Source organism: Rossellomorea marisflavi, assembly GCF_001274775.1.
Classification (GTDB): Bacteria; Bacillota; Bacilli; order Bacillales; family Bacillaceae_B; genus Rossellomorea; species Rossellomorea marisflavi.
The window spans coordinates 35,300-55,294 of sequence record NZ_LGUE01000004.1 but is presented as its reverse complement, the minus strand read 5'-3'; the positions used below and the strand labels follow the sequence as shown (position 1 = coordinate 55,294).

At 48.4% G+C, this 19,995-nt stretch carries 22 protein-coding genes; 14 read left to right on the top strand and 8 right to left on the bottom strand.

What is annotated here, in order from left to right:
* Positions 1-4: 4 nt before the first annotated feature.
* The gene (locus tag AF331_RS10175) at positions 5-928 is read right to left on the bottom strand and encodes an iron-hydroxamate ABC transporter substrate-binding protein (protein WP_053428029.1); all 924 of its coding nucleotides are present in this window, start codon (positions 926-928) and stop codon (positions 5-7) included.
* Positions 879-1,724: an ABC transporter ATP-binding protein gene (locus AF331_RS10170; protein WP_053428028.1), complete on the bottom strand. Its 846-nt coding sequence runs from the start codon at positions 1,722-1,724 to the stop codon at positions 879-881. Before AF331_RS10170 ends, AF331_RS10175 begins: the two co-directional genes overlap by 50 nt.
* A 159-nt stretch (positions 1,725-1,883) precedes the next feature.
* On the opposite strand from AF331_RS10170, the gene AF331_RS10165 reads away from it, so the two are divergent.
* Positions 1,884-2,936 (top strand): NAD(P)/FAD-dependent oxidoreductase, encoded by a 1,053-nt coding sequence (locus AF331_RS10165; protein ID WP_053428027.1) that lies wholly within the window; start codon positions 1,884-1,886, stop codon positions 2,934-2,936.
* A gap of 31 nt (positions 2,937-2,967) precedes the next feature.
* On the opposite strand, the gene AF331_RS10160 is transcribed toward AF331_RS10165, so the two are convergent.
* Together AF331_RS10160 and AF331_RS10155 are read right to left on the bottom strand one after the other, a co-directional pair.
* Positions 2,968-3,663 (bottom strand): TerC family protein, encoded by a 696-nt coding sequence (locus AF331_RS10160; protein ID WP_053428026.1) that lies wholly within the window; start codon positions 3,661-3,663, stop codon positions 2,968-2,970.
* A 119-nt stretch (positions 3,664-3,782) separates the two neighbouring features.
* Positions 3,783-4,088 carry a hypothetical protein gene (locus AF331_RS10155; protein ID WP_053428025.1) on the bottom strand — a complete coding sequence of 102 codons (306 nt, stop codon included), beginning with the start codon at positions 4,086-4,088 and terminating at the stop codon, positions 3,783-3,785.
* A 139-nt stretch (positions 4,089-4,227) separates the two neighbouring features.
* On the opposite strand from AF331_RS10155, the gene AF331_RS10150 reads away from it, so the two are divergent.
* The 4 genes from AF331_RS10150 (at position 4,228) to AF331_RS10140 (ending at position 6,293) form a co-directional block, all read left to right on the top strand.
* The gene (locus AF331_RS10150; RefSeq protein WP_053428924.1) at positions 4,228-4,749 is read left to right on the top strand and encodes a ferritin; all 522 of its coding nucleotides are present in this window, start codon (positions 4,228-4,230) and stop codon (positions 4,747-4,749) included.
* A gap of 52 nt (positions 4,750-4,801) precedes the next feature.
* Positions 4,802-5,329, top strand: coding sequence for a DUF3189 family protein (locus tag AF331_RS10145; RefSeq protein WP_053428923.1), 528 nt, complete (start codon positions 4,802-4,804; stop codon positions 5,327-5,329).
* A gap of 68 nt (positions 5,330-5,397) precedes the next feature.
* The gene (locus AF331_RS23020; RefSeq protein ID WP_268786634.1) at positions 5,398-5,532 is read left to right on the top strand and encodes a hypothetical protein; all 135 of its coding nucleotides are present in this window, start codon (positions 5,398-5,400) and stop codon (positions 5,530-5,532) included.
* A 134-nt stretch (positions 5,533-5,666) separates the two neighbouring features.
* A complete protein-coding gene (locus AF331_RS10140; RefSeq protein WP_053428024.1) occupies positions 5,667-6,293 on the top strand; it encodes an FMN-dependent NADH-azoreductase in 627 nt (208 codons plus the stop codon).
* A 41-nt stretch (positions 6,294-6,334) separates the two neighbouring features.
* On the opposite strand, the gene AF331_RS10135 is transcribed toward AF331_RS10140, so the two are convergent.
* The 4 genes from AF331_RS10135 to AF331_RS10120 all read right to left on the bottom strand — a co-directional run bounded on the left by AF331_RS10135 (position 6,335) and on the right by AF331_RS10120 (position 10,671).
* Positions 6,335-7,609: an MFS transporter gene (locus AF331_RS10135; RefSeq protein WP_053428023.1), complete on the bottom strand. Its 1,275-nt coding sequence runs from the start codon at positions 7,607-7,609 to the stop codon at positions 6,335-6,337.
* On the bottom strand, positions 7,606-8,919 hold the full coding sequence (locus AF331_RS10130; protein WP_053428022.1) for an alkaline phosphatase family protein: 1,314 nt from the start codon (positions 8,917-8,919) through the stop codon (positions 7,606-7,608). Before AF331_RS10130 ends, AF331_RS10135 begins: the two co-directional genes overlap by 4 nt.
* Before the next feature lie 338 nt (positions 8,920-9,257).
* Positions 9,258-10,046: a polymer-forming cytoskeletal protein gene (locus tag AF331_RS10125; RefSeq protein ID WP_053428021.1), complete on the bottom strand. Its 789-nt coding sequence runs from the start codon at positions 10,044-10,046 to the stop codon at positions 9,258-9,260.
* Positions 10,047-10,068: 22 nt separating this feature from the next.
* The gene (locus tag AF331_RS10120; protein ID WP_082346928.1) at positions 10,069-10,671 is read right to left on the bottom strand and encodes a DUF4004 family protein; all 603 of its coding nucleotides are present in this window, start codon (positions 10,669-10,671) and stop codon (positions 10,069-10,071) included.
* Positions 10,672-10,851: 180 nt separating this feature from the next.
* Between AF331_RS10120 and AF331_RS10115 the strand changes: the two genes are divergently transcribed.
* The 9 genes from AF331_RS10115 to AF331_RS10080 all read left to right on the top strand — a co-directional run bounded on the left by AF331_RS10115 (position 10,852) and on the right by AF331_RS10080 (position 19,820).
* On the top strand, positions 10,852-11,232 hold the full coding sequence (locus AF331_RS10115) for a GntR family transcriptional regulator (protein ID WP_048012522.1): 381 nt from the start codon (positions 10,852-10,854) through the stop codon (positions 11,230-11,232).
* Positions 11,229-12,113 carry an ABC transporter ATP-binding protein gene (locus AF331_RS10110; protein WP_053428020.1) on the top strand — a complete coding sequence of 295 codons (885 nt, stop codon included), beginning with the start codon at positions 11,229-11,231 and terminating at the stop codon, positions 12,111-12,113. The genes AF331_RS10115 and AF331_RS10110 overlap by 4 nt, the downstream gene beginning before the upstream one ends.
* Complete coding sequence (locus tag AF331_RS10105) at positions 12,100-12,840, top strand: hypothetical protein (protein ID WP_053428019.1); 741 nt, start codon at positions 12,100-12,102, stop codon at positions 12,838-12,840. Before AF331_RS10110 ends, AF331_RS10105 begins: the two co-directional genes overlap by 14 nt.
* Positions 12,837-13,541, top strand: a complete 705-nt coding sequence (locus AF331_RS10100; protein ID WP_053428018.1) for a G protein-coupled receptor family protein — start codon at positions 12,837-12,839, stop codon at positions 13,539-13,541. The genes AF331_RS10105 and AF331_RS10100 overlap by 4 nt, the downstream gene beginning before the upstream one ends.
* Positions 13,542-13,713: 172 nt before the next feature.
* Entirely contained in the window at positions 13,714-15,762 is a 2,049-nt protein-coding gene (locus tag AF331_RS10095; protein ID WP_053428017.1) for a catalase, read from the top strand.
* A gap of 326 nt (positions 15,763-16,088) precedes the next feature.
* Positions 16,089-16,250, top strand: a complete 162-nt coding sequence (locus tag AF331_RS22370) for a hypothetical protein (RefSeq protein WP_156489323.1) — start codon at positions 16,089-16,091, stop codon at positions 16,248-16,250.
* A 76-nt stretch (positions 16,251-16,326) separates the two neighbouring features.
* The gene (locus AF331_RS10090; protein ID WP_053428016.1) at positions 16,327-16,671 is read left to right on the top strand and encodes a hypothetical protein; all 345 of its coding nucleotides are present in this window, start codon (positions 16,327-16,329) and stop codon (positions 16,669-16,671) included.
* Positions 16,672-16,838: 167 nt separating this feature from the next.
* Complete coding sequence (locus AF331_RS10085) at positions 16,839-17,849, top strand: TAXI family TRAP transporter solute-binding subunit (RefSeq protein ID WP_053428015.1); 1,011 nt, start codon at positions 16,839-16,841, stop codon at positions 17,847-17,849.
* An 18-nt stretch (positions 17,850-17,867) separates the two neighbouring features.
* Entirely contained in the window at positions 17,868-19,820 is a 1,953-nt protein-coding gene (locus tag AF331_RS10080) for a TRAP transporter permease (RefSeq protein WP_053428014.1), read from the top strand.
* Positions 19,821-19,995 lie beyond the last annotated feature (175 nt).

Below are 19,995 nucleotides of genomic sequence, written 5' to 3'. Positions count from 1 at the left end.
GAGATTACTGGTTTCCTAGGAATTTCTCTTTGAAGAACTCGAGCTGGTAATCCAGCGTCAGAGGATCATTGAAGTAGAATTCCATCATGTTTACTTCATATACGCGGTTATTCTTCACTGCAGGAATCGAACGATACGTATCCGTCTTGGTGAAAGAATTGTCTGCATTCGGATCCTTGCTGACGATCAGGTAGTCACCAGCGAAGTCAGGTAGAACTTCCGTGGAAAGGGCGAAGTAACCTGGCTCAAGCGCTTCTTCTTTTACTTTATCAGGCATATTCAGTCCCATTTCCTGATAGAGGATCTCGGTTCCACGTCCCCAGTTGTTTCCATACACATAGAGTTGTTTATTGAAGCTTTCGATGACGGAAACAGTGGCATCATCACCGATTTTCGCTTTGATGTCGTCCCCAGTAGCAGCTGCACGTTTTTTGAAATCATCGACCCATGCTTTTGCTTCATCTTCTTTGTTCAGGAGTTTTCCGATCTCAAGATGCTGTGTGAGGTAATCGACTTTTCCATACGTATATGTAACGGTAGGGGCGATTTTTTTGAGTTTATCGACGTTCTTGATATTGGATAGACCGATGATGAGATCCGGGTCCAACTCGATGATCTTTTCAAGGTCTTCATCGCTGACTTCCTTCACATCTTTAAGGGAATCATCCCAGCGGGGGTTCATCTTGGACCAGGAATCCACTCCGACAAGAGGGACATCCAGAGCCATGACATTACCAGCGAATGAAGACAGGACGACGACGCGTTTAGGGTCGGCCGGAACTTCTACCGGTCCGTTTTCAGATTGATAGGTAATGGTTCCCTTGTCTTCTTTCTTTTTCTCTTCTTTTTGATCCGTTGATGTTTGATTGCCACATGCACTAACTAGTAGCACGAATAGCAGAATGATAGGTGCCAGCCATTTCTTCATGTTGTTCTTCTCCTTTGATTAGATTGTAGGTGATGCATATAGGTTTGAGGGTGCGTGGATCCCGGCCGATCTCGGCGTCGATGTTGAACACTTTCCTCAATGTCTCACGGGTGATGACCTGCTCCCCTGTGCCGGAACTCACCAGGTCACCGTCCTTCAGGGCGATGATATGATCGGCGAACCGCGCTGCCTGATTCAGATCATGGAGCACCATGACGATCGTGCGTCCTTGTTCCCGGTTAAGCCTCTCCAAGAGCTCAAGGACCTCAAGCTGGTGGGCCATATCGAGATACGTTGTCGGTTCATCCAGGAAGATGATGTCCGTTTCCTGGGCGAGGGCCATGGCAATCCACACGCGCTGACGTTGTCCTCCTGATAGAGCATCTACTTCCCTGTGTTTGAAAGGAAGCGTGCCCGTCTCTTCCATTGCCCAGTGGATCATATCATGATCCTTCTTCGTCAAGCGGCCCAAGCCTTTCTGATGGGGAAATCGACCGTACGATACCAGTTCACCCACAGTCAATCCGCTTGCACTTTCCGGGGTCTGGGGGAGGATGGCCATTTTTTTGGCCAATTCCTTCGTGCTTTGTTTATGGATGTTTTGTCCATCCAGAAGGATATTCCCCGTCTGATGGGGAATGATCCGGGTAATCGCTTTCAACAAGGTCGACTTTCCGCAGCCGTTTGGTCCGATGATCGTGGTGATCTGCTTATCCGGTATACTCACGCTCAGATTCTTCACGATGAGCCGATCGTCATAGCCTACGGAAAGCTCGGTAGAAAAGAGACGATTCATCCTATCCCTCCTAATCGGTGATAATGATTCTCAGTGTCAACTAATTCTCATGTTATATTCCTTTTTGCCCATTGTCAATAGAAAATTGGTTGTCAAAGCAGATGAAAAGAGGTAGGATGTAATTGAGAATGATAATCATTTAGATAGCGGGGGATTAGGATGAGAGAGAAGGAGATCTATGATGTCACGATAATCGGCGGAGGGCCAGCTGGTCTATATTCTGCTTTCTATAGTGGATTGAGGGAAATGAAAACGAAGCTGATTGAGTCCCAGCCGCGATTGGGCGGGAAGATCCATGTCTATCCAGAGAAAATGATTTGGGATGTAGGGGGCCTTACTCCTTTGTCCGGAGCCGACCTGATCAAGCAGCTCGTGAAGCAGGGTCTTACATTCGATCCGACCGTCGTACTCAATGAAAAGGTTTCTTCCATCAGGAAGGATCCGGAGGGGATCTTTATCCTCGAAGGAGACTCGGGTGATGTCCATTTGTCCAGGACGGTGATCGTGGCGGTGGGGAGCGGAATCATCAATCCTCAGAAACTCAAGATCGAAGGCGCCGAGCGGTTCGAGGTGTCCAATCTTCATTACACAGTGAAATCCCTCAAACAATTCAAGGGCAGGACCGTCTTGATCTCGGGAGGCGGGAATTCGGCTGTTGATTGGGCGAATGAGTTGGAGCCTGTGGCAGGGAAGGTCATGGTCACATACAGGAAGGCTTCCTTCACCGGGCATGAAGCCCAATGCTCCCAGCTCATGAACAGCTCGGCCGATTGCCTATTCAACACAACCATCACGCGCTTGATCGGTTCTGAGGATGGGGAGAGGATCGAGAAGGTGGAGCTGATGAATGTGGAGACAAAGAATACAACGGTCGTGTCGGTCGACGACGTCATCGTCAATCATGGGTTCGAAATCGATTCTTCTCTCTTGAAAGACAGCTCCCTCGGCATAGAAATGCTGGATGATTTTTATATGAAAGGGAATGCCGTGAGCGAAACATCCGTGGAAGGATTGTACGCAGCAGGCGATATTTTGAAGCACGAAGGAAAGGTCCATTTGATCGCAGGAGCGTTCCAGGACGCGGCGAATGCCGTCAACCGTGCAAAGAACTTCATTTCACCCGATGCAGACAAGTCCGGAATGGTGTCTTCCCACAATGAAGTATTCAAAAAGCGGAACCGTGAATTAATCAAAAAGATGGTAGGTAAATAAAAAAATCCAGACAGCTGTCTGGATTTTTTATTTACCCATATTGATTTTCGCGTTTAGAGGATCTGCGCTTATTCACCAGGAAGCCGATCAAAAGGATGGCGATGGTAAGGGCGATCGTGATCGTCATGGTGGCAGGACCTTCATGAAGGTTCAGGAACTTCATGAATTTTTCATCCCCGACGATCATTTCCCCGGCCGTATAGGCAAGGATCCCCGAGCCCAAGTAGGCGATCCAGCGATATTTCTCTAGAACCTTGACGATGAGTTTCGAACCGAAGATCATGATCGGGATACTGATGAAGACCCCGAGTGCGATCATGCCGATATGACCGTGAGCGGCTCCTGCCACTGCCACGACATTATCAAGGCTCATGACTGCATCGGCAAGGATGATGGTCCCGATTGCTTGTCCCAGTTTGGAATGCGATTTGATATCGGCATCTCCTTCATCTTCGACGAGGACATTATAGGCGATCCATAGTAAAAGGATGCCTCCGAGCAGATGGACATAAGGGATCTTTAAAAGATAAACAATGATAGCTGCAAATAATATCCTTAGTATGACTGCGCCGCCTGTGCCCCAGAAGATCGCTTTATTCTGCAGATCTTTTGGAAGTCTTCTCGTGGCCATGGCGATGACTACGGCATTATCGCCTGACAGGATGATGTCAATGGCGATGATCTTCAACAGCGCAATGATGGCTTCGGATGAAAATGATAAATCCATAATGGTTCCTCCTGTATTCTTCTCTCAAGCAGTATGTTGCCCACTTATTATAGCACTAAAACCACCCCCATCCCATTTTCCCGAATTCAAAAAAGGCCGGCAAATGACCGGCCGACAGCCTACTGCGCTGGATAGGGGTATGGATACGGGTAAGGATAGGGATATGGATAAGCGGGCACAGGGACAGGGTAGGGTCCTGGTGATGCAGCTGCCCCAACCGCCAGACCGGTGACCGTTCCTGCGGCGAAGTCTGCACCGGGATACCCCCAGCCATGATTCCACCCCGGTCCCCAGTTTCCGGCGTGGTTCCAACCTCCTGTATTCCATCCGCCCCCGTGATGCCAGCTGGCTGAGCCGTTGCCCCAGTTGACGTGACCGCCTCCGCCGTGAACGGGTCTCTGATTCCTGATCGCGTAGATGTTCATATGATCCATCCTTCCTCATTTTGTATAGTATATGCCCAACGAATCATCAAGGTTATTTATTCATACTCTGCTTCCATCCACTATATATATGAATGTAATGGGCATTAGTCCCGAATGAAACGAAGGAGGAAAAATGATCATGAATGAACAGATGCAAAAGCTCATCAATAACCTGATTCAAATTGAACATGTTTCTACCACCCTGTACCTTGCCATGTCTGCTTACCTTGCCAATCAAAACTACACAGGGATGGCCAATTGGCTTCGGGTCCAATCGGAAGAAGAGAGGACGCACCTATTGAAACTGATCGATTACCTGACGGATCGTGGGGGTGTAGTGGAGCTGTCAGCTCTTCCGGCACAGCCAAAGACCTTCGGCACACCGCTTGAAACCTTCCAGAAGGTCTTGGAGCACGAGCGTTTCGTCACGGATGCATACCGGAAAGCCTATGAGTACGCTGCCCAGAATGATCAACAGTCTGCCATCATCATTCAGGAATTCCTCCGTGAGCAAGTGGATGAAGAAGCTCAATCCAAAACGATTGTAGATCGACTGACGCTTGCCGGGAACAACTCGGCCGCCCTGCTGGTCCTCGATCAGGAGCTAGGGCAAAGGACACCGGCAGGAGCCGCTGGAGGAGCGGGTGCAGCAGGGGGATAAAATTCAGGAAAAGACCCATACTGATAAAAAGACGATCGGTAAGGGTGATGAGATGATTTTTATTTACCATGATTTTGGAGGGACCCACACGACCTCCATGGCGGCAGCGATCCATCTGAGATTGCTGCCGGATCGGGAATGGACTGATGAGGAAATCCTCGGCATTCCGGACTTCAATCAGCTGAAGAAAAAAGATGCCGGACATCTTTTTTTCAAAGGGACGGATCATGACGGCCATGATGTGTATACGATCGGGAAACGGTCTTCTAAGTATGTACTGCCAGCCATGAAAGATGTAAGTAAGATGCTTCTTTCCCGTTATGATCGTGACGGAAAGATCATCTTTTCGAACACATCCCCCGTTGTACCCCCGGTCATGACCGCAGGCGGTTTTTTTGCCCGGGGACTCGGGCTGGATGCCATCGGTGTGCCACTGCTGTTGAGGGGAGCGAAGCAGTGCAGGGAGTATCTTGAAAAGCTGGTGGAAGAAACAAAACGCAACGCTTATGAACCGCATGCGGGACAAATTATGGACCTTGAAAATAAATATTATCAATATAAAAAAGGGAAAAAGTTGTAAGAGGGAGAAATTGGTACAAAGAATCAGTCAACAGGGGATGCGAGCGATTAAAACGGAGGTGTGATGAGATGGAAGGAAAACCATTGCATTACGACGGGAGTCACCCAGTAAGCAACGAAGGAGAAGGAATGCAGGAGCCCTTCGTTTTGACCGAAGAGATGAGGAAGAGCATCTCAGGGAATCCATACGGAACGGAAGAATGAATAGGAGTGGCCCCGGGTTCATAAGCTCGCGGTCGCTCTTTTTTTGAAAAACGGGATAATCATTTGCCCAAAGAGAAAACTATGGAGGTTCTTTCTCCAATAGAGAAGAGAGCATAAAAGGAGGAGTTTCCGACATGGCAAAGGTTCTTTATATTACCGCACACCCTCACGATGAAACCCAATCATTCAGCATGGCGGTTGCATCCGCGTTCATGACGTCCTATCAGGAAAGTCACCAGGATGACCAGATCACCCATCTTGATCTCTATAAGGAACATATCCCGGCCATCGATGCCGATGTGTTCAGCGGATGGGGGAAACTCCAATCCGGTGGAGATCTGTCCCCGGATGAGCAGACAAAGGTAAGCCGCCTGAATGAGCTTTCCGAACAGTTCGTGGAAGCCGATAAATATGTGTTCGTCACGCCACTCTGGAATTTCTCATTTCCACCGGTCATGAAAGCATATATAGACTCGGTTGCCGTCGCAGGGAAATCATTCAAGTATACCGAGAATGGTCCTGTCGGTCTCTTGACGGACAAGAAGGCGATCCACATCCAGGCAAGGGGAGGCATCTATTCCCATGGTCCCCAGGCGGAACTTGAGATGGGTCACCGATATCTTGGCATCATCATGCAATTTTTCGGCGTACCGTCTTTTGAAGGGATATTTGTCGAAGGGCATGCGGCTATGCCGGATAAAGCCGAGGAAATCAAAGCGGAAGCCATTGAAAAAGCCAAAGCTGCTGCTCCGAATTTCTAATTGAAAAATCCGGCCGAAGTGATTTCGGCCGGATTTTTCTATCAAATGATGGCAGAGCGATCGACTGATTCTTCCTTAGGCTCAGGTACGAAGGCGAGGATGACGATCCCGATCACAAAGAGGATCACCAGCGAGAACACCCCGCTGTTCGACTGCCCTGTCACCTGGGACGTCACGGCCACGAGCAATGGTCCCATGATCGACGCGAATTTCCCGAAAATATTATAAAAACCGAAGAACTCATTGGCGTTCTTTTTAGGAACCATCTTGGCAAAATAGGATCTGCTCAGTGCCTGGATGCCACCTTGTGAGGAAGCCACAAGCATGGCCAGAATCCAAAAATCGAGGGTTGTTTCAAGGAAGTAGGCGTAGATGCAGACGCCGATATAGACCATGATTCCTGCGTACAACATCTTCTTCCCCGTGAACTTCTCAGATAGCCTGCCGTATAGGATGGAAAATGGCCCTGCCACCACCTGGGTGACGAACAGGATGATCAACAGGTTGGTAGAAGTGATGCCAAGATCACTTCCATAGGCGGTGGACATGGTGATGATCGTACCGACTCCATCGATATAAAAGAAATAAGCCAATAAGAATAGAAAAAGGGCTCTGTATTTCCGGATTTCTTTAAAGGTCTTGCCGAGGCGTTTAAAGCTTTTCGCAACGGGGTTTTTTTCGCGCTTGATGAAGTAGTGCTGTTTAACATGCTTGAGGAGAGGGATGGTGAAGATCCCCCACCAAATGGCTGTTATGACAAAGGCGATGCCACTGGCCGTGTCGACGGCGATGGGGATAACCTGGCTCTGGGCGAGCACGATGATGGCAATGGCGATGATAAACGGGATCGTGCTTCCGATGTAACCGAGCCCATAGCCCCTCGCAGAAACACGGTCCATCCGTTCTTCGGTTGTCACATCGGTGAGGAAGGCATCATAAAAGACGTTGGCTCCCGCAAATCCCACGGTGGATACCGTGTAAAAGATGAGGAGGAGGATCCACTGCTCCCCTGGAATGAAGGCGAGGGAGGCTGTAAAGATGATACCCAGGGTGAAGAAGAAGGTGAAGAATTTTTTCTTGTAGCCTTCGTAATCAGCAATCGTGCCCAATATCGGGCCGAGCATGGCCAAAATGAATGTCGCGATGGCAATGGTGTAGCCGAGATACGCCGTGGAGTCCACGGAGCTCACTCCTGCGCTTGTAGCGGCTGCCTTGAAGAAAAGCGGGAAAACGGCCGTGGAGATGATGATGGAATAGGCTGAGTTCGCCCAATCATAAAGGATCCAACTATTCTCTTCTTTTGTGAATTTTTTCATCCTGTTCCGTCCTCCTGTTCAATGTTCGCTGTATCCAGTAATTCATGTCTGCACACCCCATCTGTATCCCCGAGGTCAAGCCCTAGGAGGCGTGCCAGAGTAGGCCCCTCATCCACAAGATTCATCGCATGGATTTCGGTCTTTCTGATCCCTTTGCCCATGGCCATGAATATCGTCCCGTACCGGTCCTTGGAAGGGGAGTACCCGTGGGAGCCCCATGTATAGGTGCGCTCCCGGACATCTTGAGGGGTGATGCGATGAAGGAAGTCGCCCTCGGTGAAGTCTTTGAAGTAATACCCTCTCCCTGCCTCGAGCATGAATGCGGCACTTCCATCTGCACCCATGAGCCCTGCCTCGTATCCCGTGAAGATGTCTTCGATCCCTCCTTCTTTTTTAAGCGCTTTCAACAGTTGGTGGACCCCATCCATAAGACGTTCGTCCCTTACATAAACATAGGATGAGCCGTCGCACCCTTTGGCATAAACCTTCCAATCGATCACCTTTCCTTTCCCATCACATGTAATCCATCCTTTCTCTTTGAAGCAAACGTTCAGTTGGATGGCTGTATCTTCGTCGAGTGCACTGTGATCTCCCAATGCAACCAAGGTATACTTACATCTGCTTTCATCCAATGCATGCATGATCCGTCCAAGGCGATCATCATGACGGTGAAGGGCACCGATGGCTTCCTTTGAGGAGAATCCGTGGTAATGCCTCATTGTATCGAGGTCGGTGAAATGGATGAGCGCCAGGCCGGGCTTCTTCGTACGGATCGTATGGACGGCGGATTCCAGTACAAAGTCATCCAAAGCGGGTTGTTCAAGCCCGTTCCTTATGGAACCGAATCGCCGTTGAAGGTCGAGTTGGTAGAGCGGGGTCCCATTCATGAGTGAAACCATGATCTGGTGGTGCCACGGACGGTTGGCGAATATCTCGGGAAGATTGTAATCGATGTTTGCTTTCGCCGTGACGGGCCATAGAAGGGCGGCCGTCGTAAGTCCGGCTGACTTTGCTTCATCGTACAGGGTGGTTCCCCGGATGTGAGAGCGGTGCCAGTACCAGTCGGGCGAAGGTCGCCCCGGCTGGATGAGCGTATTATTGATGATCCCATGACGCTTCGGATAGTTCCCCGTCACGATCGATGTATGACAGGGGTAGGTGACGGATGGATAAATGGTGCGCACATTCCGGCATAATGCCCCTTCCTCGAGGAGGCGGCTGAAGTGTGGGAGCTCTTTCAAAAATGGATAATCCAATGAAGACAAGCAGTCGAATGATACGACGATAAGATGCTCAGTCAGTCGGGTCATGTGTACCTCCAACAGGGAAATGTACTATATATCTATTAATATAGCAGAAGATTCAGAATGTACATACGCACTTTTGTTAATAACAGGTAAAGGGAATGAAAAAAGAGTCTGAGACAAACATGTTTTAGTCATAGAAAAACCCGAATCATTTGCCTACGATAAAGCAAATGATTCGGGTTTTAAATTTTTTGATGACCATTCAAATCGTTTCCANGAGGCTCACGGGCTACCCGCGGAAAGCGAAGTCTTGCACGGAGATCATGAGCGGTATTAAGATCCTATACTGATCGTGTCCGGCATTAAAGGGGCCTCTTTTAGTTTTGTCCCATCCTCTGTGATTAAATCTTGGTTGAACGCTCGACCTTTGCATTTTCTTTTGTATCGAGTTCATGGGAATATTCCACATGATCGATTTCACAATTTTCTCCGATGATGATGTGCTTTCCGCGAACGAGCTTTGCTTTTGTATTTTCCAGGGTGATGAGATCTCCTTCAATGAGGTCACAGTGTAGGAACTCATCTTTTTGTGTGAAGAAATTGACCACCTGCTTGAAGAATTTCCCTGTGCGGCTCTGTTTGACCACTACTGTTTCGCCGCCGATTTCCTTGATGGTGGAGTGGTGATGCAGCTTGATGTCAATCTTATCTGCATTCAGCAATCCGTCGATATGGACAGAGCCTGAAGAAGTGAAGCTTTCTACTTCGCAGTCCTTACCGACCTTGAGAGAGCCGCTTGTTTCCAATGATTGCCCCTGGAGCTTTCCGTCCACTCTACAGGCACCGCTGCTCTCAAGCGTCTGTGCGAATAAATCACCGGCGATCTTCATCGATCCACTGATATCAACTTCTTGTGCTGTAAGGTTTCCGTTACATTTGGAAGAACCGCTTACGGTGAAGGTCCCTGTTTGGATATCGCCTGAAAACACAGATGAACCGCTCGTTTTCATATGCTCCGCGTCCACTTTTCCGTCCACCTTACCCGAACCCGACATGTGGAAATCCTTGCAGGATAAGTCGCCATGAATCTTTCCGCTTCCGCTAATTTTTACATCTTTGAATGTTCCGCCTCCCGATGTCCCGCTTCCACTGATCTTCAAGTCATATAATTTCGTTTGAGCTGCACTCATCATTGTCCTCCTCAAAATATCTTCACTTTGTTGCAATGCTGCCGTTCACTTGTTCCATCAACGAACCGATGTCCATCTCCACGGCGTTCGCGGATTCTTCCATGACCCATTTACTGTCACCGGGAAGCTGCATCCACATCCATTCCGATCCTTTACTCATGCCGATGAGCATGGAGTCGAGGGGAGGAGGGGATGATTCCAGAAAGGAAACCAGCTCCTTCAGTGCTTCTTCCTTCACGCCTTGTTCTTTGGCCCGATACACGATCTTGCCATGCAGCAGATCCTGACCGGTAAAGGTTTCCCTTGCTTGGAACAAGTTCCAAAGATCTTCCGGTATCAGGTTCAGTGCCCTTACCTGCTGTCCACTCAGTTGGATGGTGGACGAATCAGGAGAGAAGATCGCTGAAAGCTCATCGAGGGAGTGGTCATCCTTCAGCTCTTTGATTTTTTGTATGCGTTCGAGCACTTTCTCCTTTGGAAAGTAGGTTTCCTGTCCTGTGAAGCTGGACTTCTTGATAAACCAACTTTCAGGGAGGATGTTCTTTCTTTTCCACCGGTAGAGCTGTCCATAGGAAATGCCGGTCATATCGAGGACTTCACGTTTTGAAATCAGTTCTTCACTCATACTCAACCTCCTTGTAACAAAACATTGTTACGTTGTATCTGTATTCAGGATAACAGAACAATGTTACGTTGGCAAGTGCGTTTGAAAAAAATTCCTCTTTGCCTATTGCAAAACAATGGAAATCGGTATATAGTACATTACATCAGTAATGCACTATGGCAGGAAGAGGTGAATGCACTCTTGATCTTAAATTCAAACAGTTCGAAGCCGATTTACGTCCAGATTGCCGAATGGATCGAAACGGAGATCCTTTCTGATGCCCTACAAGCAGATCAGAAAGTTTACTCACAATATCAGCTTTCCGACATGCTCAATATCAATCCGGCGACTGCTGGAAAGGGACTATCACTATTAGTAGATGAAGAAGTGCTGTACAAGAAAAGGGGGCTGGGTATGTTTGTATCGGAAAAGGCCAAGAACATCATTTTGATGAGGAGAAAAAATGAAACGCTTGGGGAACTCATCGGGAATCTGGTGAAGGAAGCTGCGTATCTGAATGTATCGGAAGACGAACTGATCCGGTTGATAAGGGAAGAAATGGGAAGGGGGAATGAAGAGTGAGTGTCATCGAGTGCAATCGAGTTTCAAAGACCTACGGTGGGAAAAAGGCCGTGAATCAGCTGACCTTCACGATCGAGGAGAATGTAATCACGGGTTTGATCGGGAGGAACGGCGCAGGGAAAACGACTTTATTGAAGCTCCTGGCAGGCTTCATGCGGCCGACGGATGGAGAAATCCGCATTTTTGAAGAAACTCCCTTCAATTCTTTGAAGGTATCCGCCAACAGTATCTATGTGGATGACCAAATGACCTTTTCCCCCTATCTGAACCTGAAGGAAATCCTCCATGCCATGAAGGATTTTTATCCCAATTGGGATATGGAGATCGCCCGGAAGCTGATGGCCCATTTCTCTCTTGACGGAAAAACGTATCATAGCCAGCTCTCCAAAGGCATGAAAAGCACTTTCAATGTCATTGTCGGCCTTGCTGCACGTTGCCCTTTGACCATCATGGATGAACCCGTCACGGGGATGGACGCTGCCGTAAGGAAGGACTTCTATCGCATGATGCTGAAGGATTATCTTGCCCATCCGAGGACTATGATTCTCTCCAGTCATCTCCTGACCGAGATGGAGGATCTTATTGAAAACATCCTCCTCATGAAGGATGGAGGGCTGTGCCTTCATAAGAGTGTTGATGAAATCAGGCAGCTTGTCATCGAAGTGAGCGGACCGAAAGAAGAACTGGAAAAGTGGGCTTCCGCGCAGGACGTGCTCCATATGAAATCCACCACCTCTCACCTGGCACTTGCTGCTGTAAGAGGGGACCGGCTTGAAGGGCGCATCCCTGAAACGTTTGCGGTCAGGGAAGTAGCGGCAGAAGACGCATGTGTGTACATCACAGGAAGAGGAAAAGGGGGAATCGATGATGTCTATCGCTAAGGCAGAATTTTGGAGCATCGTCATGAAACAGCTTCGGTATAAGCTGAAGGCATATAGAGGGATTTATACATCGATGATCATTGTTCAAGTCGTCGCGCTTTTATTGTCCCTCGGGAGCACCGGTGGGTCGGTCGGCTCCTCTTCCATGGGTTATTCCTTCGAGGTGAATGGGTATTCCGGGAACCTGATCCTGGTCTTCACGATGATCTGGTCGTTCATGACGGCCATCGTCATAACCACGAAGGCGTATCGATACAGTGACTTTTTAATGGTTAGTAACAGGCTGACCAGTCAGGTTTCATCACTGCTGTGTCTATTGATCATATCCATCATCGGGGCACTCACAGCGATCGGTGCAGATTATTTACTCCGTGATCTGTTGATTTTGTTCAGGGATGCAGCGTTTATTTTTGAGGGGGCGGCACCGACGATTCAAGGAATCCTTGGCACTTGTATGTACCTGATATTGTTCGCCCTTTCAGGGTATACGTGCGGTATGCTGGTTCAGATGAATAAGCTGTTCCTCTTCATCATTCCTGCCATAGTCATCGGCGTCCCCATGACCACTTCATTTATGTTGGGCGTTCGATTCTTAACAGAAGATCTTTTCCTCTTCTTTTTGGATGAGACATCATTCAGTCTATTCGTTGGAAAGTTCCTGCTCGTCAGCCTTCCGCTTTTCGCGGTTAACCTGATAACAGGAAATCGCTTGGAGGTGAAATCATGATGGTCCTTGGCCTTATACTCCCCATCTTCATCATCGCCCTACTTGCAGTGCTTATTGGTTTTTCTCTCAAAAAGACGAAGGTTGCAGGGGTAGGCAAACGGATTTTACCGGAAAAAATCTTGCTGGTATATGGGATCATACTGGTTGCTTCCATACTCGTATTCGTATTCTTGCCAGACCATATGAAGGACACAAGGTATGAAGCAGCCGATTATACAGGTGAAGACGACTACAATCAATTCATGACCGGCCTGATGGAGGGTTCCATCGATCAGGTACCGATAGCTGTTTTACAAAAAGAATGGAACTTTCCCAATAAAGAGAAATCGTTCGATGTCAAGACGATGGGATGGCAAGACGGCGATCCATTCATTATCGTCGATGACAGGGGAGAATCAGGTGAGATTTCAGTAAAGCATATCGTATCCCGTAGCGTTCTTCAGAATCTGGATATAACGAGCGAAGTACCTTCTCCTAAAATAGCCTTTAAAGAGGGGGTTCTGACAGTGAAAAGTCAGCCCGATAAGGAGATTATCATCAATCAGTATACGGGTTCTTTTGTGACCAATCAGTTTAAAGGTGTGACCGCTTTTGGAGGTGAATCGTTTGAATCCTCCATAGGCACCGACGCCATTTATATCACGGTCCCTAAAGGAACCCTTGTATCCGGTCCCGTAGAATGGATAAGGGAGCATGAATAGATCAACGAAAGGAGGCACCTTTGAATGGTGTCTCTTTTTCTATGAAAACATTATCTGGAGAGGAACATATCTCCAGAAGACCATGTTTATTCTTCCACTGGAAGGGTAGTTTGTAAGTGGATTTGTTTACATAGTAAACAGCATTACAAAACAGGTGGAGAGGGTTGAGAGAATGAGTAATGATCGTCATGGCAAGGTGAACGGGAATAGCAAGGATGAACAGCTGGAACAGTACCGTGTGGATGATAAGGATAAGCATCTCACCACGAATCAGGGCCTGAAGGTATCGGAAGATGAATTTTCCCTCAAGGCGGGGGAACGCGGTCCGACCCTGATCGAAGATTTCCACTTCCGTGAAAAGATGACACACTTTGACCACGAGCGGATCCCGGAGCGCATCGTCCATGCCAGGGGCTATGCCGCACACGGTGAGTTCGAAGTGTATGAATCGATGAAAGACTATACAATGGCGAAATTCCTTCAGGATCCGTCGGTGAAGACGCCGGTATTCGTGCGCTTTTCCACGGTGGCAGGATCGAAGGGATCTGCTGAAACCGTGCGGGATGCCCGTGGATTCGCCACGAAGTTCTATACAGAAGAAGGGAATTATGATCTTGTTGGGAACAACATCCCTGTCTTCTTCATCCAGGATGCCATAAAATTCCCTGATTTCGTCCACGCGGTGAAGCCTGAGCCTCATAATGAAATGCCACAGGCGGCTTCAGCCCATGATACATTCTGGGATTTCGTCGCCAACAACCAGGAATCTGCGCATATGGTCATGTGGGCCATGTCGGATCGTGCCATTCCCAGAAGTCTCCGCATGATGGAGGGCTTTGGCGTCCATACGTTCCGCTTTGTCAACGATGAAGGGAAGGCGCACTTTGTGAAGTTCCACTGGAAGCCGGTCCTCGGGACACATTCCCTTGTGTGGGATGAAGCACAAAAGATCAACGGGAAGGATCCTGACTTCCATCGCCGCGATCTTTATGAATCCATCGAGAACGGAGACTATCCGGAATTCGAACTTGGCGTTCAGCTCATCAAGCAGGAAGACGAATTCAACTTCGACTTCGACGTATTGGATCCGACGAAGCTGTGGCCGGAAGAAGATGTACCGGTCAAGATCATCGGGAAGATGACCCTCAATCGCAACGTGGACAACGTTTTCGCCGAAACGGAGCAGGTGGCATTCCATCCGGGATCTGTCGTTCCGGGTATCGACTTTTCAAACGACCCGCTGCTTCAGGGTAGGCTCTTCTCCTACACGGATACGCAGCTCATCCGTCTGGGCGGACCGAACTTCCACGAACTCCCGATCAACCGTCCTGTCTGCCCGTTCCATAATAATCAGCGGGATGGTTACGGCCGCCAGACGATCAACCGCGGTCAGGTGAGCTATCACAAAAACTCACTCGCCAATAATACCCCGGCACCGGCAAGTCCGGAGGAGGGTGGCTATGTCCACTACCAGGAGAAGGTCGAGGGTCATAAGGTCAGGGCGAGGAGTGAGAGCTTCAAAGACCATTTCTCCCAGGCGACGATGTTCTGGAACAGCATGAGCCGCCCGGAAAAGGAACACATCATCCAGGCGTTCAGCTTTGAGCTAGGGAAAGTGGAGAGTGTGGACGTAAGGAAGCAGATTGTGGCCATGTTTGCCAACGTCAGTAAGGAACTCGCAGCAGGCTTTGCGGAACAGATCGGGCTTGAAGCTCCTGAGGATGCCGGTTCTACTGTATCCAAATCATCTCCCGCACTCAGCCAGGAAAACACGAAGAAGAAGCCTCAGACCAGAAAAGTCGGTGTGATCGTGACGGGAGGTTTCAATAGTGAAGTATCCGTCATCCTGAACGCTCTTAAAGAAGAAGGGGTGCAGCCGGAGATCATATCCGGAAAGCTCGGTGTTGTCAAAGGAGCTGACGGGGCGGAGGTTGAAGTGGATCATACGTTCCTTACAGGGGAATCGGTCCTGTTCGACAGTATCTTCCTCGCCGGTGGAACCGAAGTAGATAAGAAGTTTACTAATGAAACACAGTATTTCGTGAAGGAAGCATTCTCCCACTTCAAACCGATCGGTGCCGTCCATGAAGGTTCTGAATGGCTTGCTTCTGCCGGTATCGAGGAAGGTGCGGGTGTCGTTACGAATGGAGGAGATGATTTCTCCAGACGCTTCATCACCGCCATTTCCGAACACCGCCACTGGGATCGTGAAGTAGTTTAAATAAGAAAAAAATCGTGAGACTGGAACAGAAGTGTTTTAGTCATAGTATAACCCGAAAGCAAGTGCCTCTGATCAGGCACATGCTTTCGGGTTTTTCATTTGTTTCATGAGCAGAAAGAACCTAAACTGATATGTTTTCATTATGGATAAAGGTGCCTATCCCAATCTGAAGGGGCCAGCGTCAAAGGAGTCCTCTCAATCTATGCTGATGTCTATTTTCGCCCGTTTTACTAGAAATAGGCTTCTATCAGATGCGAAACTACCAGTTCTACATAGAATAACGTTGTAAGGTGATTTACTAGAAAAGAACAAGGAGGTGACTGGATATGGGTTACTCAAAATCTCAACCGAGCACTGAATTTGATTTCTACAGCCTTTTGTTGGTGATTCTTGTAGCTGCGTTCCTTATCACGCTTGCTATTGCCCCTCTTGCGGCACTAGTAATCGGAATTGCGCTACTTGTATTGTTAGTGGTAGGCGAGTTGTAAGAATGACACTCCTGAAGATGGGACAGGCTCCCTTCTTCAGGAGCTATTAAGAAGACCTTGAAGGGAGGAATGGAGAATGAGCGAAAAAGGAAATCCACTTGAAGGATTATTCGATATGATCAATAAAGTATCGAAGGATCAAGGTCAATCCATCGATATGGATACATTGAAGGAGCAGATGAATTCCATCATGAATGAAGACAGTCTGAAAAACCTGATGAAGGGAACAGGGCTGGGATCAACGGAAAATCTCCTGGGTATGGCAAAGAATTTCGATATCTCATCCATGCTGAACAATGTCATGAGCAAACGGATGAACCGTGGCGCAGTCAATGTAAACGCGGATATCGAGAAGATGAAATCCGATATTCAAATGATCAAGAAGTATATCAAATCAAATAACTGGGAGCAATGGTACTAAAATTCTCCTGTAAAAAGGATTCACATAGATGAATGATCTCTGATAAAGCAGGGATCATTTTTATTTTGGTTTCAATGTCAGAATTTTCTTTCGTCTAACCTTGTCTTATTGTATACTTGTATTACAAGTTTTGAAGCGCTTACATAAAGGAAGGTGGGAAATCATTTATGAAGAAATGGAAGATCATCCTTAGTGTCGTGTTTATCTTCATTGCAGCGGTGGTGGGGGTCAGAACCGCTGAAGGCAACAAGGGGAAAAAGTTCGTTTCAGTTGCGACTGCTTCAACGGGCGGAACCTATTACCCGATTGGTGTCGGGATGGCGAATATCTGGAGCAGCCATTTAAAAGGGGAAAAGGTTCAAGCAAGCGGGCAATCGTCTGCCGGGTCCATTGAGAACATTGAATTGCTCCGGGAAGGGGAAGCGCAGCTTGCCATTTTGCAAGGATTGATTTCCACCCAGGCTTATGAAGGGGAGAGCACGTTCTCAGGCAAGCCCTATAAAGATCTTCGGTCAGTCGCCATGCTGTGGCCGAATGTCGAACATTTTGTGCTCATGAATAACAAGGTAAAATCGGGAACGATCGAGGATATCAAGGGAACAAGGTTTTCCGTAGGACCGCAGGCAAGCGGTACAGAACAGTCTACGCTGGTGATGATGGAAGGTTTGGACCTATCCAAAAAAGATATCTCCCCTGAGTATCTCGGATACAGCGATACGGTGTCCGCCATGAGGGACGGGCGTCTGGATGGTGGATCACTGCCTGCCGGCATACCGATTTCCGCCGTTACGGATATGTACGCAAGCAACGTCAAAGCCACTGTTCTTGAAGTGACGGATGAAGAACTGGATGCGATCAATGAGGTCTCGAACAGCTGGTATCGTTATACGATTCCGGGCGGTACGTATCCGAGAATCGATGAAGACATTCAAACGATCGCGCAGCCTAATCTTCTCTCCACCACAAAGGAAATCGATGAAGAGACCATCTATCTGTTGACAAAGACCCTTTATGAAAACCTGGATGAAATGTACGAGGTTCACAGTTCAGCAAAAGATATGACGCTTGAAACGGCTCTCGACGGGGTCACGGTCCCTCTCCATGCAGGGGCATATAAATATTTCAAAGAAGCTGGTTTGGATATTCCGGAAGAATTGATTCCACCGGAAGCACAATAAAGGGAGGAAGTGAAGTCAATGTCAACGAATACGGAAGCAGTGAATCTTGACAAGGAAGCAGGGGGCGGGGCAAGGGAACTGACTGGCATATATAAGACCATCGCCGGATCGGTTGCCGTGCTGTTCTCGATCTTTGCCATCTATACAAATGGTTTATCCAACATACAGGAAATCTATCGGAATCTGATCTTCCTCGGTCTACTTTTACTTCTAACGTTCTTTTTCTATCCTTCAGGAAAGAAGGCAAGCAATTCACGTTTCACCCTCCCGGATTATATTTTTATCGGTCTTTCTCTGGCGGGGATCGGGTATCTTCTGTTCAATTATTCTGTTATTCACGTTGATCGTGCCTCACAGGCGATTACCATCGATTATGTATTTGCAGGGATCACGATCATCGTCCTGTTGGAGGCAGCGCGCAGGGCGGTCGGCGCTTTCATTCCGATCCTCTGTCTCATCACCATCGCCTATGCCCTGTTTGGCACCTATTTTCCGTGGATATTCGGTCACGCAGGCTTCTCGCTCGAACGTCTGTTGTACCGGCTTTATATGACAACGGAAGGAATCCTAGGGCTGACGCTTTCTACTGCTTCCACCTTCATCGTCATGTTCATCCTGTTCGGTGCATTCCTGTCCGTGAGTGGGGCGACACAACTGTTCAATGATCTTGCTCTGGCCATTGCCGGAAGAAGACGTGGAGGACCTGCCCAAGTCGCAGTGTTATCAAGTGCATTGACGGGGTCATTAAGTGGATCGGCAGTTGCCAATGTGGCTACAACGGGCACATTCACCATTCCTTTGATGAAATCAATTGGATTGAAACCAAAAACAGCCGGAGCAGTGGAAGCTGCGGCCTCCACGGGAGGAATGATCATGCCTCCCATCATGGGGGCAGCGGCGTTCATCATGGCCGGGTTCCTCGGGATCTCTTACACAACGGTCATCCTGGCTGCCATCATCCCGAGCTTCCTATACTATATCGCCTTGATCTTCGCCATTGATTTTGAAGCGAAGAAACTAGGTTTGAAAGGTATTGCAAAAGAAAATATACCGGATGTCGTGAAAATCTTAAAGGAAAGAGGAGTTCTCCTCATTCCGATCCTTGTGGTCATCGGAACACTTTTGGCAGGTAAGACGGCATTATTCGCTGGGTTCTCCGGGATCGGGGCCGTCATCCTTGCAAGCTGGATCGCAAAGGACAAAACCTCCAGGATCACATTCAGGAAAACGATCCAGGCCTTCATTGACGGGGGCAGGGGGACCATACAGGTGGGGATTGCCTGTGCCGCCATTGGAATCATCATCTGTGTAGTGACGATGACGGGCATCGGTTCGACGCTCGCCTTTAACATTGTAGAGTTGACAGGTGGCAAGCTTTGGCTCGTTCTCATTGTCGTGATGATTACCTGTATCGTGCTGAGTATGGGTCTTCCATCAACAGCGCTTTATATCGTAGTAGCCGTAACCGCTGCCCCGGCTCTTGTAGCAGCTGGTGTAGCACCCATTGCAGCCCATTTCTTTGTGTTTTGGTTCGGTGCCTTATCCAATATCACGCCCCCTGTAGCCCTCGCTTCATACACGGCCGCAGGAATTGCCAGGGCCAACGCCATGCAAACATCCTGGGAGGCGCTTAGGATATCACTCCCGGGATTCATCATTCCATTTATGATCGCCTATAACCCGATTCTTCTTTTACAGCCGGCTCAAGACGGGGAATTGCTGAGTGTGTTTTCCATTGCCATCGTTGTCATCACGAGTACCATCGGGGTGTACGCCCTTGCGAGTTCACTGGGGAATTTCCTGATTACCAGGCTTGCACTCCTTGAACGTTGCCTGCTCTTTATGGGGGCATTGCTTTTGATCAAGCCAGGCCTTCTGACAGACGCTGCAGGGTTGGTGGTGTGCGGTTTGACGATCCTGTATCATGTGCTGACGCACAAAAAGCGCAGTTCCTACGAAGTGGCTGCGTGACGGATATGACTGATAAGTAGTATCTTCAAAAAAAGGATCCGGACTTGCCCTCATTCATACGTAATGAAGGAGGGTGTCCGGATCCTTTTCGTGTTATAAGTTAAATTTTTCTGAATACTCTATCCATTGAAGGATGGATGTTGTATACTTGTAATACAAGTTGTTCGCTAAAGGA

Excerpts from the sequence above, each read along its gene's own strand:
- AF331_RS10175 (WP_053428029.1), bottom strand. The coding sequence starts at position 928 with ATGAAGAAATGGCTGGCACCTATCATTCTGCTATTCGTGCTACTAGTT.
- AF331_RS10170 (WP_053428028.1), bottom strand. The coding sequence starts at position 1,724 with ATGAATCGTCTCTTTTCTACCGAGCTTTCCGTAGGCTATGACGATCGG.
- AF331_RS10165 (WP_053428027.1), top strand. The coding sequence starts at position 1,884 with ATGAGAGAGAAGGAGATCTATGATGTCACGATAATCGGCGGAGGGCCA.
- AF331_RS10160 (WP_053428026.1), bottom strand. The coding sequence starts at position 3,663 with ATGGATTTATCATTTTCATCCGAAGCCATCATTGCGCTGTTGAAGATC.
- AF331_RS10155 (WP_053428025.1), bottom strand. The coding sequence starts at position 4,088 with ATGAACATCTACGCGATCAGGAATCAGAGACCCGTTCACGGCGGAGGC.
- AF331_RS10150 (WP_053428924.1), top strand. The coding sequence starts at position 4,228 with ATGAATGAACAGATGCAAAAGCTCATCAATAACCTGATTCAAATTGAA.
- AF331_RS10145 (WP_053428923.1), top strand. The coding sequence starts at position 4,802 with ATGATTTTTATTTACCATGATTTTGGAGGGACCCACACGACCTCCATG.
- AF331_RS23020 (WP_268786634.1), top strand. The coding sequence starts at position 5,398 with ATGGAAGGAAAACCATTGCATTACGACGGGAGTCACCCAGTAAGCAAC.
- AF331_RS10140 (WP_053428024.1), top strand. The coding sequence starts at position 5,667 with ATGGCAAAGGTTCTTTATATTACCGCACACCCTCACGATGAAACCCAA.
- AF331_RS10135 (WP_053428023.1), bottom strand. The coding sequence starts at position 7,609 with ATGAAAAAATTCACAAAAGAAGAGAATAGTTGGATCCTTTATGATTGG.
- AF331_RS10130 (WP_053428022.1), bottom strand. The coding sequence starts at position 8,919 with ATGACCCGACTGACTGAGCATCTTATCGTCGTATCATTCGACTGCTTG.
- AF331_RS10125 (WP_053428021.1), bottom strand. The coding sequence starts at position 10,046 with ATGAGTGCAGCTCAAACGAAATTATATGACTTGAAGATCAGTGGAAGC.
- AF331_RS10120 (WP_082346928.1), bottom strand. The coding sequence starts at position 10,671 with ATGAGTGAAGAACTGATTTCAAAACGTGAAGTCCTCGATATGACCGGC.
- AF331_RS10105 (WP_053428019.1), top strand. The coding sequence starts at position 12,100 with ATGTCTATCGCTAAGGCAGAATTTTGGAGCATCGTCATGAAACAGCTT.
- AF331_RS10100 (WP_053428018.1), top strand. The coding sequence starts at position 12,837 with ATGATGGTCCTTGGCCTTATACTCCCCATCTTCATCATCGCCCTACTT.
- AF331_RS10095 (WP_053428017.1), top strand. The coding sequence starts at position 13,714 with ATGAGTAATGATCGTCATGGCAAGGTGAACGGGAATAGCAAGGATGAA.
- AF331_RS22370 (WP_156489323.1), top strand. The coding sequence starts at position 16,089 with ATGGGTTACTCAAAATCTCAACCGAGCACTGAATTTGATTTCTACAGC.
- AF331_RS10090 (WP_053428016.1), top strand. The coding sequence starts at position 16,327 with ATGAGCGAAAAAGGAAATCCACTTGAAGGATTATTCGATATGATCAAT.
- AF331_RS10085 (WP_053428015.1), top strand. The coding sequence starts at position 16,839 with ATGAAGAAATGGAAGATCATCCTTAGTGTCGTGTTTATCTTCATTGCA.
- AF331_RS10080 (WP_053428014.1), top strand. The coding sequence starts at position 17,868 with ATGTCAACGAATACGGAAGCAGTGAATCTTGACAAGGAAGCAGGGGGC.